This is a genomic window from Variovorax endophyticus, assembly GCF_025376855.1.
Lineage (GTDB): Bacteria > Pseudomonadota > Gammaproteobacteria > Burkholderiales > Burkholderiaceae_C > Variovorax.
Map to the genome: position 1 here is coordinate 116,578 of NZ_JAHUTH010000003.1, position 16,476 is coordinate 133,053.

16 protein-coding genes are annotated in these 16,476 nt (G+C 71.2%); 9 read left to right on the forward strand and 7 right to left on the reverse strand.

Annotated elements, in window-relative coordinates; genetic code table 11:
- Nucleotides 1–113 precede the first annotated feature (113 nt).
- Genes KV106_RS05235 through mmsB form a run of 5 tightly spaced genes read left to right on the forward strand, consistent with a single transcriptional unit; the run spans nt 114 to nt 5,248 of the window.
- Entirely contained in the window at nt 114–1,637 is a 1,524-nt protein-coding gene (locus KV106_RS05235) for a CoA-acylating methylmalonate-semialdehyde dehydrogenase (protein ID WP_261206788.1), read from the forward strand.
- A gap of 32 nt (nt 1,638–1,669) precedes the next feature.
- Nucleotides 1,670–2,032, forward strand: coding sequence for a lysozyme inhibitor LprI family protein (locus KV106_RS05240; RefSeq protein WP_261206790.1), 363 nt, complete (start codon nt 1,670–1,672; stop codon nt 2,030–2,032).
- On the forward strand, nt 2,029–3,183 hold the full coding sequence (locus tag KV106_RS05245) for an acyl-CoA dehydrogenase family protein (protein WP_261206792.1): 1,155 nt from the start codon (nt 2,029–2,031) through the stop codon (nt 3,181–3,183). Before KV106_RS05240 ends, KV106_RS05245 begins: the two co-directional genes overlap by 4 nt.
- Nucleotides 3,184–3,211: 28 nt before the next feature.
- Nucleotides 3,212–4,327 carry an enoyl-CoA hydratase/isomerase family protein gene (locus KV106_RS05250; protein WP_261206794.1) on the forward strand — a complete coding sequence of 372 codons (1,116 nt, stop codon included), beginning with the start codon at nt 3,212–3,214 and terminating at the stop codon, nt 4,325–4,327.
- 27 nt (nt 4,328–4,354) lie between these two features.
- On the forward strand, nt 4,355–5,248 hold the full coding sequence (gene mmsB, locus KV106_RS05255; protein ID WP_261206796.1) for a 3-hydroxyisobutyrate dehydrogenase: 894 nt from the start codon (nt 4,355–4,357) through the stop codon (nt 5,246–5,248).
- Between the two features lie 30 nt (nt 5,249–5,278).
- Here mmsB and KV106_RS05260 read toward each other — a convergent pair whose 3' ends face one another.
- Nucleotides 5,279–5,449: a hypothetical protein gene (locus KV106_RS05260; RefSeq protein ID WP_172705438.1), complete on the reverse strand. Its 171-nt coding sequence runs from the start codon at nt 5,447–5,449 to the stop codon at nt 5,279–5,281.
- A 151-nt stretch (nt 5,450–5,600) separates the two neighbouring features.
- On the opposite strand from KV106_RS05260, the gene KV106_RS05265 reads away from it, so the two are divergent.
- Nucleotides 5,601–6,923 carry a lytic murein transglycosylase gene (locus KV106_RS05265; protein WP_261206799.1) on the forward strand — a complete coding sequence of 441 codons (1,323 nt, stop codon included), beginning with the start codon at nt 5,601–5,603 and terminating at the stop codon, nt 6,921–6,923.
- Nucleotides 6,924–6,946: 23 nt separating this feature from the next.
- Here the strand turns inward: KV106_RS05265 and KV106_RS05270 are convergent, their stop codons facing one another.
- A complete protein-coding gene (locus tag KV106_RS05270; RefSeq protein ID WP_261206801.1) occupies nt 6,947–8,029 on the reverse strand; it encodes a S1C family serine protease in 1,083 nt (360 codons plus the stop codon).
- A gap of 173 nt (nt 8,030–8,202) precedes the next feature.
- Between KV106_RS05270 and KV106_RS05275 the strand changes: the two genes are divergently transcribed.
- The 3 genes from KV106_RS05275 (at nt 8,203) to KV106_RS05285 (ending at nt 11,502) form a co-directional block, all read left to right on the forward strand.
- Nucleotides 8,203–9,063, forward strand: a complete 861-nt coding sequence (locus KV106_RS05275; protein WP_261206803.1) for a hypothetical protein — start codon at nt 8,203–8,205, stop codon at nt 9,061–9,063.
- Between the two features lie 199 nt (nt 9,064–9,262).
- A complete protein-coding gene (locus KV106_RS05280) occupies nt 9,263–9,604 on the forward strand; it encodes an alpha/beta hydrolase (protein ID WP_261206804.1) in 342 nt (113 codons plus the stop codon).
- Nucleotides 9,605–9,756: 152 nt separating this feature from the next.
- Nucleotides 9,757–11,502, forward strand: a complete 1,746-nt coding sequence (locus KV106_RS05285; RefSeq protein WP_261206805.1) for a dipeptidase — start codon at nt 9,757–9,759, stop codon at nt 11,500–11,502.
- Here the strand turns inward: KV106_RS05285 and KV106_RS05290 are convergent.
- The 5 genes from KV106_RS05290 to KV106_RS05310 all read right to left on the reverse strand — a co-directional run bounded on the left by KV106_RS05290 (nt 11,456) and on the right by KV106_RS05310 (nt 16,449).
- Nucleotides 11,456–11,935 (reverse strand): MerR family DNA-binding protein, encoded by a 480-nt coding sequence (locus KV106_RS05290; RefSeq protein WP_261206807.1) that lies wholly within the window; start codon nt 11,933–11,935, stop codon nt 11,456–11,458. The genes KV106_RS05285 and KV106_RS05290 overlap by 47 nt on opposite strands.
- Nucleotides 11,936–12,025: 90 nt before the next feature.
- Nucleotides 12,026–12,340, reverse strand: coding sequence for a chaperone modulator CbpM (locus KV106_RS05295; RefSeq protein WP_057595067.1), 315 nt, complete (start codon nt 12,338–12,340; stop codon nt 12,026–12,028).
- Nucleotide 12,341: 1 nt separating this feature from the next.
- Nucleotides 12,342–13,304: a DnaJ C-terminal domain-containing protein gene (locus KV106_RS05300; RefSeq protein WP_261206811.1), complete on the reverse strand. Its 963-nt coding sequence runs from the start codon at nt 13,302–13,304 to the stop codon at nt 12,342–12,344.
- 47 nt (nt 13,305–13,351) lie between these two features.
- Nucleotides 13,352–14,005: a histidine phosphatase family protein gene (locus KV106_RS05305; RefSeq protein ID WP_261206813.1), complete on the reverse strand. Its 654-nt coding sequence runs from the start codon at nt 14,003–14,005 to the stop codon at nt 13,352–13,354.
- 56 nt (nt 14,006–14,061) lie between these two features.
- Nucleotides 14,062–16,449, reverse strand: a complete 2,388-nt coding sequence (locus KV106_RS05310) for a penicillin acylase family protein (RefSeq protein ID WP_261206815.1) — start codon at nt 16,447–16,449, stop codon at nt 14,062–14,064.
- Nucleotides 16,450–16,476: the final 27 nt, after the last annotated feature.

Below are 16,476 nucleotides of genomic sequence, written 5' to 3' on the forward strand. Positions count from 1 at the left end.
CTGCGTTTTTGCAAAACCCCAGCGCAATTTTGTCTATTGTCATAGCAAAACTGCAAAGCTACGATGCCCGCTGTTCCGCCGCCTTCGGCACCGCATTCACAGGAGACAAGCACATGGACGCCAGCACCCAGCCCTCGACCCAGATCGCCACCGTCAAGCTCTTGATCGGCGGCAAGTTCGTCGAGTCGAAGACCACCGAATGGCGCGACATCGTCAACCCGGCCACGCAGCAGGTGCTGGCCCGCGTGCCCTTCGCCACCCAGGATGAACTCGACGCCGCCGTGGCGTCGGCCAAGGACGCCTTCAAGACCTGGCGCAAGACCCCGATCGGCGCGCGCGCGCGCATCTTCCTCAAGTACCAGCAACTGATCCGCGAGAACATGGCCGAGCTGGCCGCGATCCTCACGGCCGAGCAGGGCAAGACCCTGCCCGATGCCGAGGGCGACGTGTTCCGCGGCCTCGAGGTGGTCGAGCACGCCTCGAACATCGGCAACCTGCAACTCGGCGAGCTGGCCAACAACGTGGCCAACGGCGTCGACACCTACACGCTGCTGCAGCCGCTGGGCGTGTGCGCGGGCATCACGCCGTTCAACTTCCCGGCCATGATCCCGCTGTGGATGTTCCCGATGGCCATCGTCACCGGCAACACCTTCGTGCTCAAGCCCTCCGAGCAGGACCCGATGGTCACGATGCGCCTGTGCGAGCTCGCGCTCGAGGCCGGCATCCCGGCCGGCGTGCTCAACGTGGTCCACGGCGGCGAGGCCGTGGTCAACGGCATCTGCGACCACAAGGACATCAAGGCGATCAGCTTCGTCGGCTCGACCAAGGTCGGCACCCACGTCTACAACCGCGCCACCCTGGCCGGCAAGCGCGTGCAATGCATGATGGGCGCGAAGAACCACGCCATCGTGATGCCCGACGCCAACAAGGAACAGACGCTCAACGCGCTGGCCGGCGCGAGCTTCGGCGCCGCGGGCCAACGCTGCATGGCGGTGTCGGTGGCGGTGCTGGTGGGCGACGCGCGTAAGTGGGTGCCCGAGCTGATCGAGAAGGCCAGGACCCTGAAGATCGGTGCCGGCACCGAGAAGGGCGTGGACGTGGGCCCGCTGGTCTCGTGCGCGGCGCACGACCGCGTCAGCAGCCTGATCGAACGCGGCCTGGCCGATGGCGCCGAGCTCGTGCTCGACGGCCGCAAGCCCAGCGTGCCCGGCTACGAGAAGGGCAACTTCGTCGGCCCGACGATCTTCACCGGCGTGAAGCCCGGCATGACCATCTATGACCAGGAGATCTTCGGACCGGTGCTGTGCGTGGCCGATGCCGAGACCATCGACGAGGCCATCGAGCTGATCAACAGCAACCCGAACGGCAACGGCACCGCGATCTTCACGCAGTCGGGCGCCGCGGCGCGCCGCTTCCAGGAAGACATCGACGTGGGCCAGGTCGGCATCAACGTGCCGATCCCGGTGCCGGTCCCGATGTTCTCGTTCACCGGTTCGCGCGCCTCCAAGCTCGGCGACCTGGGCCCGTACGGCAAGCAGGTCATCATGTTCTACACGCAGACCAAGACCGTGACGGCACGCTGGTTCGACGACAGCACCGTCTCGCACGGCGTCAACACCACCATCAGCCTCAAGTGAGGAAGCGCCTTCGCGTCGCGGCCTGGGGCGCGGTGGCGACGCTCGCGCTGCTCGCCGGCGGCGCGCGGGCGGCCGCCGACGCCGGCGCGGACGACTGCGATCCCAACGGGAACCAGCAGCAGATGAACGCCTGCGCGGCGCGCGATTTCCGCGCCGCCGATGCGGCGCTCAACATCCGCTATGGCGAGGTGATGAAGACGCTGTCGCCGTCGATGCGCACCGCGCTGCGCAACGAGCAACGCGCCTGGCTCAAGGGCCGCGACCCGGCCTGCAAGCGCGCGTCGAAGGCCAACGAGGGCGGCTCCATGTGGCCGCTGGTATTCAATTCATGCCTGGAGAAATCGACCCGGAAACGGACCGCCGAACTGGATCGCTGGAAGGGTCGCGAACAATGAACTTCGAACTGTCCGAAGAGCAGAACGCCTTTGCGCAGACCGCGCGCGATTTCGCGCAGGCCGAATTCGCGCCCCATGCGGCGCAGTGGGACGCCGAGGCCTTCTTTCCGAAGGAGGCCATCGCCAAGGCCGGCGAGCTGGGCTTCTGCGGCCTCTACGCGCCCGAGCGCATCGGCGGCCTCGGCCTGCCGCGGCTCGATGCGGCGCTGGTGTTCGAGGAGATGGCCGCGGTCGACCCCTCGACCACGGCCTTCATCACCATCCACAACATGGCGACCTGGATGCTCGGCACCTGGGCCACCGATGCGGTGGCGCAGCAGTGGGGCGAGGAGCTCACGAGCGGGCGCAAGCTGGCCTCTTACTGCCTCACCGAGCCGGGCGCCGGCTCGGACGCGGGCTCGCTCAAGACGCGCGCCGAGCTGCAGGGCGCCGAATACGTGATCAACGGCGGCAAGGCCTTCATCTCGGGCGCCGGTTCCACCGACGTGCTGGTGCTGATGGCGCGCACCGGCGGCGCGGGCGCCAGCGGCATCTCGGCCTTCGCGGTGCCGGCCGACGCGCCCGGCGTGAGCTACGGCAAGAAGGAACACAAGATGGGCTGGAACAGCCAGCCCACGCGCACCATCAATTTCGACAACGTGCGCATCCCCGCCGCAAACCTGCTGGGCAAGGAAGGCGAGGGCTTTCGCATCGCGATGAAGGGGCTCGATGGCGGGCGCATCAACATCGCGACCTGCTCGGTGGGCGCGGCGCAGGGCGCGCTCGACGCGGCGCGCCGCTACCTGCACGAGCGCCAGCAGTTCGGCAAGCCGATCGCGAGCTTCCAGGCGCTGCAGTTCAAGCTGGCCGACATGGCGACCGAGCTGGTGGCCGCGCGCCAGATGGTGCGGCTGGCAGCGAGCAAGCTCGACGCCGGCCACGCCGACGCCAGCACCTATTGCGCGATGGCCAAGCGCTTCGCGACCGATGCCGGCTTCAATGTCTGCAACGACGCGCTGCAGCTGCACGGCGGCTACGGCTACCTCAGCGAGTTCCCGCTCGAGCGGCTGGTGCGCGACACCCGCGTGCACCAGATCCTCGAGGGCACCAACGAGATCATGCGCGTGATCGTTGCGCGAAAATTGCTGGAAGGGGACAGCGATATCCGCTGACGCCCCACATCCGGAACCCCTCAAGACAATGACCGACTCCGTAGTTCTCTTCGACGAAATCAAGACCGCCGGCGGCCAGCGCTTCGGCGTCGCCACGCTCAACGCACCCGCTTCGCTCAACGCGCTGTCGGTGGACATGGTGCGCCTGCTCACGCCCAGGTTGCGCGAATGGGCGAAGGACGACGGCATCGTTGGCGTGCTGCTGCAGGCCGCGGGCGAGAAGGCCTTCTGCGCGGGCGGCGACCTGCGCCAGCTCTACCAGACGCTGCTCGAATGCGGCCCCGAACGCAACACCTACGCCGAGGACTTCTTCCGCGAGGAGTACGAGCTCGACCACCTGATCCACACCTTCCCGAAGCCCTTCCTCTGCTGGGGCCACGGCATCGTGATGGGCGGCGGCGTGGGCCTGATGTCGGGCTGCTCGCACCGCGTGGTGACGGCGCAGAGCCGCATCGCCATGCCCGAGATCAGCATCGGCCTGTACCCCGACGTGGGCGGCAGCTGGTTCCTGCGCCGCACGCCGGGCCGCACCGGCCTGTTCCTCGCGCTGACGGCCGCGAACCTCAATGCCGCCGACGCGATCTTCTGCGGCCTGGCCGACGTGCTGGTGCCGCAGGAGCACAAGGGCCAGGTGCTCGAGGCCATCGCCGCCGCGAGCTGGGCCGGCGAAGGCAAGGCCGACCGCGCCACGCTGTCGCGCATCCTGGCCAAGGCCGGCGAGGGCGCCGAACTGCCGGCCTCGAAGGTGCGCGAGCACTACGACACCATCAATGCGCTGATGGCCGGCGACGACCTGCTCGACATCGCGCAGCGCCTGCGCGGGCTGCAGAGCGACGACGCCTGGCTGCAGGGCGCCGCCAAGACCTTCACCAAGGGCGCGCCGAGCTCGGCCGCGTTGAGCTTCGAGCTCTGGCAGCGCGTGCACCGCATGTCGCTGGCCGAGGTGTTCCGCCTCGAGTACTGGGCCTCGCTGGGCTTCTGCGCGCACAAGGACTTCGCCGAGGGCATCCGCGCGGTGCTGATCGACAAGGACCGCAATCCCAAGTGGTCGCCCGCGAGCATCGAGGAGATCACCCAGGCTTTCATCGACGACCACCTGCGCCCGCGCGGCGAGATGCCGGCGGAGCTGGCCACGCTGAAATAAAGACACTCAATCCTTCGGAGACAACACATGAAGATCGCATTCATCGGCCTCGGCAACATGGGCGGCCCGATGGCCCTCAACCTGCTCAAGGCCGGCCACACGCTCAGCGCCTTCGACCTCTCGGCCGACGCCTGCAAGAAGTTCGCGGGCGAGGGCCTGCCGATCGCGAAGTCGGCGGCCGACAGCGTGGCCGATGCCGAGGTCGTGATCAGCATGCTGCCGGCCAGCGCGCACGTCGAGGGCCTGTTCCTCGGCGGCGCGGGCAAGCCCGGGCTGCTCGAGAGCATCCAGGCCGGCGCGCTCGTGATCGACAGCAGCACCATCGCCGCCGCCACCTCGCGCAAGGTGGCCGAGGCGGCCGCCGCCAAGGGCATCGCGATGATCGATGCGCCGGTGTCGGGCGGCACGGGCGGTGCGATCGCGGGCACGCTGACCTTCATGGTCGGCGGCGAGACGAAGGACCTCGAGCGCGCGCGGCCGGTGCTCGAGAAGATGGGCGCCAACATCTTCCACGCCGGCGCCGCGGGCGCGGGCCAGACCGCCAAGATCTGCAACAACATGCTGCTCGGGATCCTGATGATCGGCACCTCGGAGGCGCTCGCGCTCGGCGTGGCCAACGGGCTCGATCCCAAGGTGCTGTCGGAGATCATGCGCCGCAGCTCGGGCGGCAACTGGGCGCTCGAGAAGTACAACCCGATGCCCGGCGTGATGGAAACCGCGCCGGCCTCGAAGAACTACGCGGGCGGCTTCGGCACCGACCTGATGCTCAAGGACCTGGGCCTGGCGCAGGAGAACGCGACCGCCGTGCGCGCCTCGACGCCGCTGGGCGGCATCGCGCGCAACCTCTATGCTGCACACAGCCTCGCGGGGCATGGCGCGCTCGATTTCTCGAGCGTGCTGAAGCTGTTCCAGAAGCCCTGAGCGGGCACGGCTCGATGACGGACAGCGGCCTCAGTGCCGCTGTTTGCGCTTGTGGGCGGTCTTCTCGGCTTTCTCGAAGGCTTCGTCGCTGGGCGCGCCCTCGCTGCCCGGCTTGCGCATGTGCTCGCCGCTGCCGTGCTTGATGCGCTCCTGCTTGGCGTGGATGTTGGCGTAGAGGCCCTTGGTCTTTCGGGTCGGCATCGCTGGCTCCTTGCTTCGGAATCACCAGCGTGGCCACCGCGCATCGGCCGCCCGGCGCGCGCAGGCCGCGTCGCGGCGTAGGACATCTCGCGCGGCACGTCGTTGCCGCAGCCGGGCGCGGGGCCTTTGCGCGCATCGTCAGAATGGGGGCATGCCTCATGCCATTTCACGTCCACCGCATCGCCTGTCGTACCGCGCATCGGCGAGCCTGCTGCTCGCCGCCTTCATCGCGGGCTGCGCCGCGCCGCCGCCCGCGCGCACGCAGACCCAGCCCGCGCCTATCGCGCCGCGCACCGCCGCGCCTGCGCCCGTTGCGCCGGTTGCACCCGTCGCCGACGATGCCCGCATCCAGCAGGACTTCGAGCGCTGGGTCGCGCAGTTCCGCACCCAGGCGCGCGCCGCCGGCATCGACGAGGCCACCTTGCACAGCGCCTTCGACGGCGCGAGCTACCTGCCGCAGGTGGTGGAGCGCGACCGCAGCCAGGCCGAGTTCGTGCGCGCGGTCTGGGACTACCTCGACACGGCCGTCTCGCCCCAGCGCGTGACGCGCGGCCAGGAGCGGCTGCAGGCGCTGCGGCCCCAGCTCGATGCGGTGGCCGCGCGCTACGGCGTGCCGGGCGAGATCGTGGTCGCGATCTGGGGCATGGAGAGCAACTACGGCGCCAACTACGGCGACATCTCGACCATCGACGCGCTCGCCACGCTGGGCTTCGAGGGCCGGCGCGCCGGCTGGGCACGCGAGCAGCTGATGGCGGCGCTCAGGATCCTGCAGCGCGGCGACATCCCGCGCGACCGCATGATCGGCTCCTGGGCCGGTGCGATGGGCCAGACGCAGTTCCTGCCGACCGTGTTCCTCGCGCATGCGGTCGATGCCGACGGCGACGGCCGGCGCGACATCTGGGACAGCATGGCCGACGTCACGGCCTCGACCGCGAACTTCCTCCAGCATTCGGGCTGGCAGGCCGGCCAGCCCTGGGGCGTGGAGGTGCGGCTGCCGCCGGGCTTCGACCTCGCGCGCGCCGATGGGCAACTGCGCCAGTCCGCGAGCCAATGGGCGGCCGAAGGCGTGCGTGCGATGGACGACGCCACGCCGCTGCCCGCGCTGGCCGATGCCTCGATCCTGCTGCCGGCCGGCGCGCGCGGGCCGGCCTTTCTGGTCGGACCGAACTTCCGCACCATCCTGCGCTACAACAACGCGACCAGCTATGCGCTGGGCGTGGGCCTGCTGGCGCAGCGCCTCGCGGGCGGGCCCGGCGTGCGCGCCGACTGGCCGCGCGACCTGCAGCCGCTGTCGCGCGCCGAGACGATCACGCTGCAGCAGGCGCTCAATGCGCGCGGCTTCGGCGCGGGCACGGCCGACGGGCTGCTCGGTCCGGCCACGCGCGATGCGATCCGGCGCTGGCAGCGCAGCGTGGGCGAGCCGGCCGACGGCTATCCGACCGTGCAGCTGCTGCAGCGCCTCGCCACGCCCTAGCGCTCATTCGCGCTCATTCGCGCTCATTCGTCGGAGGTCGCCAGCGTGGCCTTCTGGCGCCGCGTCGCGCCCGCGCGCCACAGCGTGAGCTCGACCGCGTCGCCGGGCTGCAGGCGCTCGAGCACGGTCAGCACGTCGTCGGCGCTGCTGACGGCCGCGCCGTCGATCGCGGTGATCACGTCGCCCGGCACGATGCCGCGCTCGCCGCGCGCGAAGGCGCGCAGGCCCGCGCGCGCGGCCGGGCTGTCGGGCTGCACGCGCAGGATCGCCACGCCGCGCGGCAGGTCGAGCGCGCTGTTGAGTTCCTTGGGCGCGTAGGTCAGGCCCAGCGCGGGCCGCACGAAGCGGCCGTCGCGGATCAGCCGCGGCACGATGCGGTTGACCTCGTCCACGGGGATCGAGAAGCCGATGCCCGCGCTCGCGCCCGAGGGGCTGAAGATGGCGGTGTTGACCCCGATCAGCCGGCCCGCCGAATCGAGCAGCGGGCCGCCCGAGTTGCCGGGGTTGATCGCGGCATCGGTCTGGATCGCGCCGCGGATGGTGCGCCGGTTGACCGAATCGATCTCGCGGTTGAGCGCGCTCACGATGCCGGTGGTCAGCGTCTGGTCGAGCCCGAAGGGATTGCCGATGGCGTAGACCTTCTGGCCCACCTGCAGGTCGGCGCTGGTGCCCAGCGGCAGCGGCCGCAGCTTGGCCGCGGGCGCATCGATGCGCAGCACCGCGAGGTCGCGGTCGGGGAACACGCCCACCAGCTGCGCGCGGTGGCTGCTCTGGTCGGCCAGCGTCACGCGCGCGGCGGCCGCGTTCTGGATCACGTGGTAGTTGGTGACGACGTGGCCCTGCGTGTCCCAGACGAAGCCGGTGCCCGTGCCCTGCGGCACCTGCTGCACGTTGAGCGAGAACAGGCCGCGTTCCAGCCCGATCGAGGTGATGTTGACCACCGCGGGCGAGGCGGCCTTGAACACGGCGATGTTGTTCTGCTCGTCGGCCCCGAGCGCGCCGCGCGCGGCGATCGGGCGCGGCGCGGCCTCGGCGCGTGGCTGGGCATGGCCGGGGAGGGCGAGCAGTGTGGTCAGCAGGAGCGGGAGGAGGAAGAGGGTTCGCATGGCGCGGTGGGCATTGAACGGGAGCGGGGCGGACTTTAGCGGGCCGCGGTGACCGGCGATGGATTGCGATCCTCGCGGCGGCGTTCGGTTCTGCGCGCGGCGCGATTTTTCCGGCGCGCCCGGCTGGCGCTCGTCCGACGCGGCCCGACCGGGTGGGCGCCAATAATCGCGCCATGCTGTCGTTCCTTCGCTCCCGTTGCCTGGCCGCCCTGGCCCTCGGCCTTTCGCTCTCGCTGCTGCTGGCCGCCGCGCCCGCCGCGGCCCAGGACCGCGCGCAGGCGCTGCTGCAGTTCGAGGGCGTGCCGGCGCGCTACCAGGCCGCCTACGCGCCCGGCGCCGTGGCGCGCGGCGCCAGGCAGCAGCTCGATCCGGCCGACGAGGCCATCGCGGGCGGCGCGCTCAAGGCGCTCGATGCCGCCTCGGCCCATGCCTTCGACGCGCATGCCGCGCTGGCCGCGGTGCAGGCGGCCGTGGCGGCGGCCGGGCAGGGTGGCGCGGCGCCGTCGCCCGCGGTGCTGGGCGCGGTCGCGCACCTCGCGAAGGTCCGCGCCGACTATGGCGCGATGGACGACGCGGCGCGCGCCGACTTCATCAAGCGCCAGCAGGCCAACCCGCCCGGGCCGGCGCGCACCGGGCTGCTCGATCGCATGGCGGTGGCCGAGCTGCGCGAGGTCGACTTCTCGAGCGAGCTGCTGATGAGCGCCGTGGTCAAGCAACTGGCGCGCGGCAACGCGGCCCAGTTCACCTCGCTGCCCGAGGCCACGCTCGAGGGCGCCATCGACTCGCTGTGGTCGCGCGGCGTGACCTCGACGCGCCAGCGCAACCTGCTGACCGTCGCGCGCGAGCTCGAGCGGCAGCTCACGCTGGTCTGGCTGTCGGCGCTCGGCGACGAGGAGATCGCCGCGCTGGCCGCCTGGCGCGGCGATGCGCAGGCCGATGGCGAGCGCGAGGCGCTGGTCGGCAGCTACCGCGCCGAGGTCAAGGCCGGCGATACGCGCGCGATCCGCGCGGTGCTGCGCGCCTGGCCGCGCTAGGCGGAAGGTATTCGGCCCGTGGGCGGAAAGCCCGTCGATTCGGCATCGAATGTAGCTATTTGGGCGTCGTCGTAGGAAAGTTCCCTGCCATTGTTTCAATTTCGTGAACACCGTGATTCATTGGAGCAAGGGTTTTCCCTGGTTTGATGAGGCAAACTCCGTCTCACCCAAAAGAAGACCATCCAAAGGAAAGACACTCATGAAGACCTCGAACATCCTCGCTGCCGCCGCCCTGTCGCTGATCGCCGTTGCCGGCGCCCACGCGGAAACCTATGAAGGCGTGCATTCGGTGACCTCCGGCTACAGCCGCGCCGACGTGGCGCCCCAGGCCGCCGCCGCTGCCCGCGAAGGCAACATCTACGCCGACGGCGCGACCGCCAACCTGGCACCCGTCGTGGCCGGCAACACCGACCGCGCCGTGGTCCATGGCGAAGCCGTGGCAGCCGCCCACGCTCCCGGCCAGAACCTGCGCCGCGAATCGTTCCCGGGCAGCGTGATCCCCGCGCAAGCCCGCACGCTGACGCGTCAAGCCGGCCTGTGATGCCGGGCGGCGCAAGCCGCTTCTGTTGAAGAGAATTGGTTAGGGAAACCGGGCCACGCGACGAGCGTGGCCCGGTTTTTCTTTGGCGACGCGGTTCGTGCCGCAGGCTGGGCTATCGTCGGCGGATGTATCCGCCACGAGGGAGCTCATTCATGCCATCGCGACTTTCGCTGCCCGCCCTGTCCCTCGGCTGCGCCGTGCTCGCCCTCGGCGGCCCGGCCCTCGCCGACACGCTCAAGAAGCCCGCCCTCGACCAGCTCGCCGCGCGCTGGCAGGCCGGCCAGACCGCGAAGGACTTCAATGCCTTCCTGGCCCAGGCCGTCGCCGCGAACCCGGCCCACAAGGAACTGGCCACCGCCGTGTCCGCGTATGGCCGGCGCCAGCCGCTCGCGGGCGATGCGCTGGTCGACATCGCGCGCCTGCTCGGCCTATACAACCGGCTGCGGAACCAGCAGGCGGCGATCGCGACCATCGGCGCCATGGTCGCGATTCCGACCGTGCGCAACGTGCAGGTGCCGCCGCACGAGAGTCCCGCGATCCTCGATTTCGGCCGGCTGGTCGAGAAGATGGCGAAGGACTTCGGCCTGAACTGGCGCAACGTCGACAACCGCATCTTCGAGGTCAGCCTCGAGGGCCGCGGCAGCGAGGAGTTCGGCATCCTCACGCATGCCGACGTGGTGCCCGCCGTGCTGTCCGAATGGGTGCTCGACGACGGCACCCGACTCGATCCCTTCACCATGACCCGCGTGGGCGACTTCCTCTACGGCCGCGGCACCATCGACGACAAGGGCTCGATCGCCGCCGTGCTCTACGCGATGAAGGCGGTCAAGGACAGCGGTCTGCCGATCGAGCGCGGCATCCGGTTGATGATCGAGACCACCGAGGAGACCGGCGGCGACGCGATGCTCTACTACCGCAACAAGACTGTGCTGCCGGCCTACAACATCGTGCTCGACAGCAAGTACCCGGCCGTGGTGGCCGAGAAGGGCTCGGGCGCGCTCAAGGTGTTCTTCCCCGCGCAGCCCGCCGACCCCGCGGCCACCGCCATCGTCGCGATGGCCGGCGCCGCCTCGGCCAACGCGATCGCGCAGACCGCCACCGCCACGCTCAAGGGCGGCGACCTCGGCGCCGCGGCCGCGACCCTCGAGGCCGCGAAGGCCGGCTTCCTGCGCAAGTACGAGGCCCAGGGCGGCAAGTTCGCCATCGACATCGCGCGCGGCGCCGACAGCATCGAACTCAAGGTGACCGGCGTCTCGGCCCACGGCTCGCGGCCCGAGGAGGGCGTGAACCCGGTGCCGCGCCTCGCGCTGTTCCTCAAGGAATCGGGCCTGGCGCTCGCGCCCAACGGCTTTCGCCAGGCGGTCGACTACCTCGATGCGCTCTACGGCACCGGCTACCTCGGCGAGAAGCTGGGCCTGGGCTATGCCGACGACTTCATGGGCCCGCTGACCTTCTCGCCGAACCTCGTGCGCGCGGGGGCCGACGGCCGCGTCGAGGTCACGGTCAACGTGCGCATGCCGCGCGGCCGCACGCCCGACGAACTCAAGGCCCAGGTGGCCGCGAAGGTGCAGGCCTGGGCCGATGCGGCCAAGGTCAAGCCCGAGATCCAGTACGACCAGGGCAACTGGATGGCGCGCGATCCCAAGGGCGCGTGGCTCTCGACGCTGCTGAACATCTACGGCGACACCACCGGGCTGGAGGCCAAGCCCGTGCCCACGGCCGGCAGCACCACCGCCAAGCTGATGCCCAACGCGATCAACTTCGGCCCCGCGATGCCCGGCAAGAAGTACACCGCGCACAACGCCAAGGAATACAAGGAAGTGCCCGACCTCGACGCGGACATGCAGATGTTCACGGAGATGCTGGTGCGGATCGGGAACCTGCCGCAGATGCAGTAGCGGCAAAGCCCCGCATCTCGACCAGCTCGTCGAGGATCGGACACGCAGGCCGGTGGTCGCCCCGGCACAGGTCCGCGAGCCGTTCGAGCACGCGCTTCGTCGCCTGCAGTTCCTCGATGCGCGAATCGAGCGCTTCGGCGCGGCACAGCGCGAGGCGCTTGACCTCGGCGCTCGTGCGTTCCTCGTCGCGCCACAGCGCCACCAGCCGTTCGATCTCGTCCATGGCGAAGCCCAGCGCCAGCGCACGGCGCGCGAAGCGCAGCACGGCGACGTGGGCGTGCGTGTAGCGGGGCTCGGTCGCGGCGATCAGGCCGCGCGCCTCGCACTGGCGCAGCAGCCGTTGCGAAACGCCGGCGCGCGCGAGCGCGGCCTCGAGGTCGAACCGCGGCGCGGTGTCGGCGTGGACGGGCGATGGAAGGGTGCGAGGGGTCATGCGGCCTCCTGTGGAAGAGGCCCGAAGTCTTCGGTCTCGCACGGTGTCAAGGTCAAGCCGCGGCGTGGCTTTTCCTTGCGGCGCGTGGGCCTATCGCAGGCCGTGCGCCTGCAGCACCGTCTTGAGCCTGCGCACTTCGTGCTGCAGATCGAGGATCAGCGCCGCGGCATCGAGGCCGACGCCGAAGTCGCGCTCGAGCCGCCGTGCCTCCAGCGCATGCTGCAGGTCGGCGCTCGAGAAGCGCCAGCGCTCGGGCTGCGCCTCCTCGGTCTCGATGCGCACGATGCCGACCTCGACCAGTTGCACGACCCAGGCGGTGTCGGCGCCGCAGGCATGCGCGAGTTCGCTCGCGGCCAGCGGATGCAGTTGGCCGACGGCGGTGGTGGTGATGGAAACGGTCGCCATCTCAGACTCCCAGGTGCTGGCGTGGGTTGAACGAGGCCGAGGCCTGCGCGAGCGCCTCGTAGGCGTTGCGCGCGGCCTCGCTGTCGGCGGGCGGCAGCGCGATGTCGAGCAGCAGGTAGAGGTCGCCGGGCGTCTTGCCCGCGAGGCCGCGGCCCTTGAGGCGCAGCTTGAGGCCGCTCTTGGCCTGCTTCGGCACCGTGACCTCGACCGCGCCGCCGCCGGGCAGCGGCACCTCGACCTGCGCGCCGAGCGCGGCCTCGGTGGGCGTGACCGGCAGGGTCATGTAGAGGTCGCGCGCCTCGACGCGGTAGAGCTTGTGCGGCGCGATGCGCACCTCGAGGTAGAGATCGCCGGCCGGCTCGCCGCCATGGCCCGGCAGGCCCTGGCCCGCGAGGCGGATGAACTGGCCCGGGTGCACGCCGGGCGGGATCTTCACGCTCAGGGTGCGCGTTTCCCAGCGCGGCTGGCCCTGCGCGTCGAGCACCTGCGAGCGCAGGCTGATCTCGCGCTCGGCACCGCCGATGGCGTCCTCGAGCGCGATCTCGATCGCGGCGTGGTGGTCCTCGCCGCGCGCGCGGAAGTTCTGCCGCGCGGCGCCGCGGCGCTCGGCCTCGCCGAACATCGAGGAGAAGAACTCGCTGAAGTCGGCATGGTCGGCCGGGCCCTGGCGCGGTCCGCGGTGGAACTCGAAGCCGGTGTCCCAGCCCGGCGGCGGCTGGAAGTCGCCGTCGGGGCGGCCGCCGCGCGCCACGCGGTCGGCCAGGGCGTCGTAGGCGGCGCGCTTCTCCTTGTCGCCGAGCACGTCCTTGGCTTCGTTGATGTCGCGCATGCGCTGCTCGGCGTCAGGCTCCTTGCTGACGTCGGGGTGGTACTTGCGCGCGAGCTTGCGGTAGGCCTTGCGCACCTCGTCGTCCGACGCGGTGCGCTCGATGCCCAGGGCGCTGTAGTAGTCCTTGAATTCCATGGTCTTGGTGTGGGAGGTGAGGACGGCGCGCGCGGGTGGCAGGGGTCCTAGGCCAGCGCGGCGTCGCCGTCGGCATGCCGCAAGAGCGGCGTCACGGCCCATGTGGGGCCGCTGCGGTCGAAACGCAATGGCTGCGCGTTGCCCAGCAGCCCCAGGTCGACCGGCACGCCCAGCAGCGCGGCCAGCGCATAGAGCGTGCCGCCGTGCGCCACCACCAGCACCGGCGCGGGCTGGGCCAGGGCCTCGGCCAGCGCGGCGCGCTTGCGCGCGACGAACTGGGCCAGGGTCTCGCCGCCCTCGGGCTCGCAGGCCCAGTCGATGTTGGCCGAGGAGGTGCCGATCAGCGCGCCGAAGTTGCGCTCGCGCAGCACGGCCTGCGCGGTGGGCACCAGCTTGAGCGCGCTGCCCACGGCGTGCGCGGTGTCGAAGGCGCGCCGCGCATCGGAGCAGACGATGGTGCGGATCGGCTCGCCCGCCAGCAGTTCGGCCGCGCGCGCGGCCTGCTGCAGGCCGAGCTCGCTCAGCTGCTCGTCGGTGGCCTGGAAGATGCGCTGCGCGTTGCGGCCGGTCTGGCCGTGGCGCAGGAAGTAGAAGTGGTCGCAGGCCGGCGCCAGCGGCTGCGCGGCGGCGAGGGCGATCAGCTGGTCGAGGCCCGAGGGCCGGTGGCTGGAGGCGAAAGGAGCGGCAGTGGTTTGGGACATGGCGTCGATTCTGCGCAATCGATGTGTCGCAGCGGCGGGCTCGGGTTTGCTCGATCTCAGTAGGCGAACTGCAGCGGCCGTCCCTCACGCTGCGCCTCGATATCGGCGCGGTGGAAGGGCAGCGCGTGCCACTGCTTGGCCGCGAACAGCGGCAACTGGTCGTAGGCGCGCGGCGAGGCGAGGTCGCTGCTCTGGCCGTAGGTCAGCAGGCCCTGCGCCACCGGCCCGCGCTCGTCGAAGCCCACCACCTGGATGTAGCTGCTGCCGTAGTTGACCTGGTAGCCCTTCGGGTCGATCAGCGACTGGCCCTGCGACTCGAGCTTGTTGAGCACGCCCTCGAACTCGTCGCCGCCATGCAGCGCGATGCGCTGGCCGCGCACCTCGCGCGACTGCGGCACGCCCAGCGGCACGTCGGCCGCGAAGCCCGCGGTGCGCAGGATGCCGACCGCGTCGCCCAGGGCCTTGAAGACCGCGGCACGGGTGGCGGGCGCGGCCATGTCGAGGCCGGCCGGCGTTGTCACCGGCTGCGCGGGATCGAAGGGCAGGCGCCAGACCTTCGGGATGTCCTTGGCCTTGCGCCAGAACTCGCGGAACAGCGCCGCGCCCTTCGCGTCCGCGTTGCTGGTGCGGTCCCAGGCCGCGAGCACGCGGCAGCCCAGCGCCTGGTCGGCATCGAGCGCGCCGCCGGCGGCCGCGCAGGCGGCCTGCAGGTCGTCCATCACCAGCAGGCCCGCGAGGTTGCGGTCGCGGAAGATCACGCTGCGCAGCTCGGCCGCGCCCATGCGGTTGCCGGGCAGGCCGTCGGCGCCCGCGAGCCGGCCCTCGATCTCGAGGATGCCGCTGCGCGTGCGCAGCCGCTGCGGCACGCCCACCGGCCCGACCAGCGGCGACACGCCGGCCATCGGCGCGATGCGCGGATTGCTGAGCCAGTAGCTGTCGTTGCTGTTCTGCACCCAGTCGGGCGTGACCACGACCGGCATGCGCACGGGCGCGATGATGCCGGGCGACGCGACGGTGGCATCGCGCTGCCAGGCGCAGGCGGCACGCGAGCCGTCGAGCACCGCGAGGCCGGCCGCGTTGAGCAGCGCCGCGGCGCCCGGCGAGGGCGCGCAGGCGCGCAGCTGCTCGGCCGAGACGTCGGGCACCACCGAGAGGTCGGCGTACATCGCGTTGCCGTCGCGGTCGGCCGCGATGGTATTGATCCACGGCATGCCCTGGTTGCCCATCGCGGCGCGCAGCTCGGCCACGTTGCGCGCCTGCGCCATGCGCATCCAGGACTCGGCCGAGCGCACGTTGAGCGTGTTGGCGTCGCGGATCGCATAGGCGCGCTGCGCGGTCCAGCCCAGGCCGGCCTTGGGCAGCGCGATCAGCGGGCCCCATTCGCTCTCGTAGAAGGTGTGCTGCAGCGCGGGCGCGCCCTCGCTCGCCGGCAGGGTCACGGTGCGCGCCGTCATGCGGCGGCGCTGGCCGTCGACGATGTAGACGGTCGGGTCGGCCGGATCGAGCTGCAGCTCGTAGAGCGTGAAGCGCTTGCCGGTCGACACGGTGTGGGTCCAGGCCACGTCCTTGTTGAAGCCGATCGCCACCACCGGGCTCAGGCCGCCGGTGGCGCCCATCACGTCGACGCGGCCGGGGATCGTCAGGTGCAGCTGCCAGAAGCGGTTGGTGCCGGTCCACGGGAAGTGCGGGTTGCCCAGCAGCAGGCCGCGGCCGTCGGGCGTGGCGTTGCGCCCGAAGGCCCAGCCGTTGGAGCCGAGCTCGCCGCCCTCGGGGTTGGCGTTGAAGCTGTGGCGGCCGATCTCGGCCACGGCTTGGTCGAGCGGCACCGGCGCCGCGCCGGTGCGCGCGCCCGGCGCGGGCGGCTTCGCCTCGAGCACCGCGCCCGCGAGCGCGCCCAGGCCGCCCTGGATCATCGACTGCTCGGTGGCGCGCGCCAGGTCGGCCGCGGTCATCGGCCGCACCCAGGGTTTGCCGCGGCAGGCCGCGGGCAGTCCGTTGGGGCCGGCGTCCTGCAGGTAGCGGTTGTAGCCGGCCACGTAGCCGCGCATCATGGTCTGCACCTCGGCGCCGGTGGTGGCGCCGGCGCGCGCGAGCGCGGCGTCGTCCATGTGGTAGCGCACGAAAAGGTCGATCTGCGCGTTGGGCATCAGGCCCAGGCCGAAGGCGCCGCGCTCCTGCGCGCCGAAGAAGCGCGAGCGCTCGCCGCGCATCGTCACCAGGTGCTCGGCGGTCTGGCAGACGTTGTCCTGCGCATGCGCGTAGGCGGCGCCGAAGGCCAGGCCTTCGTAGTCGGGCGCGGTGACGTGGGCGATGCCGTAGGTGGTGCGCTCGATCGTGACCGCGCGCCCCGAGGGCGGCGGAGCGCTGGCGCAGCCCGCGAGCAGCAGCGCGGCGGCGAGCAGGGAAAGGGGAAGGGTGGCTGCCTGTCTCTTGGTGTTGTGCATGGTGGTGCGGCGCGAAGCCTTCGTTGG

What these genes read in the sequence shown, in the direction of transcription:
- KV106_RS05235 (WP_261206788.1), top strand. Translation starts at nt 114, where the DNA reads ATGGACGCCAGCACCCAGCCCTCGACCCAGATCGCCACCGTCAAGCTC.
- KV106_RS05245 (WP_261206792.1), top strand. Translation starts at nt 2,029, where the DNA reads ATGAACTTCGAACTGTCCGAAGAGCAGAACGCCTTTGCGCAGACCGCG.
- KV106_RS05250 (WP_261206794.1), top strand. Translation starts at nt 3,212, where the DNA reads ATGACCGACTCCGTAGTTCTCTTCGACGAAATCAAGACCGCCGGCGGC.
- mmsB (WP_261206796.1), top strand. Translation starts at nt 4,355, where the DNA reads ATGAAGATCGCATTCATCGGCCTCGGCAACATGGGCGGCCCGATGGCC.
- KV106_RS05260 (WP_172705438.1), bottom strand. Translation starts at nt 5,449, where the DNA reads ATGCCGACCCGAAAGACCAAGGGCCTCTACGCCAACATCCACGCCAAG.
- KV106_RS05265 (WP_261206799.1), top strand. Translation starts at nt 5,601, where the DNA reads ATGCCTCATGCCATTTCACGTCCACCGCATCGCCTGTCGTACCGCGCA.
- KV106_RS05270 (WP_261206801.1), bottom strand. Translation starts at nt 8,029, where the DNA reads ATGCGAACCCTCTTCCTCCTCCCGCTCCTGCTGACCACACTGCTCGCC.
- KV106_RS05275 (WP_261206803.1), top strand. Translation starts at nt 8,203, where the DNA reads ATGCTGTCGTTCCTTCGCTCCCGTTGCCTGGCCGCCCTGGCCCTCGGC.
- KV106_RS05280 (WP_261206804.1), top strand. Translation starts at nt 9,263, where the DNA reads ATGAAGACCTCGAACATCCTCGCTGCCGCCGCCCTGTCGCTGATCGCC.
- KV106_RS05285 (WP_261206805.1), top strand. Translation starts at nt 9,757, where the DNA reads ATGCCATCGCGACTTTCGCTGCCCGCCCTGTCCCTCGGCTGCGCCGTG.
- KV106_RS05290 (WP_261206807.1), bottom strand. Translation starts at nt 11,935, where the DNA reads ATGACCCCTCGCACCCTTCCATCGCCCGTCCACGCCGACACCGCGCCG.
- KV106_RS05295 (WP_057595067.1), bottom strand. Translation starts at nt 12,340, where the DNA reads ATGGCGACCGTTTCCATCACCACCACCGCCGTCGGCCAACTGCATCCG.
- KV106_RS05300 (WP_261206811.1), bottom strand. Translation starts at nt 13,304, where the DNA reads ATGGAATTCAAGGACTACTACAGCGCCCTGGGCATCGAGCGCACCGCG.
- KV106_RS05305 (WP_261206813.1), bottom strand. Translation starts at nt 14,005, where the DNA reads ATGTCCCAAACCACTGCCGCTCCTTTCGCCTCCAGCCACCGGCCCTCG.
- KV106_RS05310 (WP_261206815.1), bottom strand. Translation starts at nt 16,449, where the DNA reads ATGCACAACACCAAGAGACAGGCAGCCACCCTTCCCCTTTCCCTGCTC.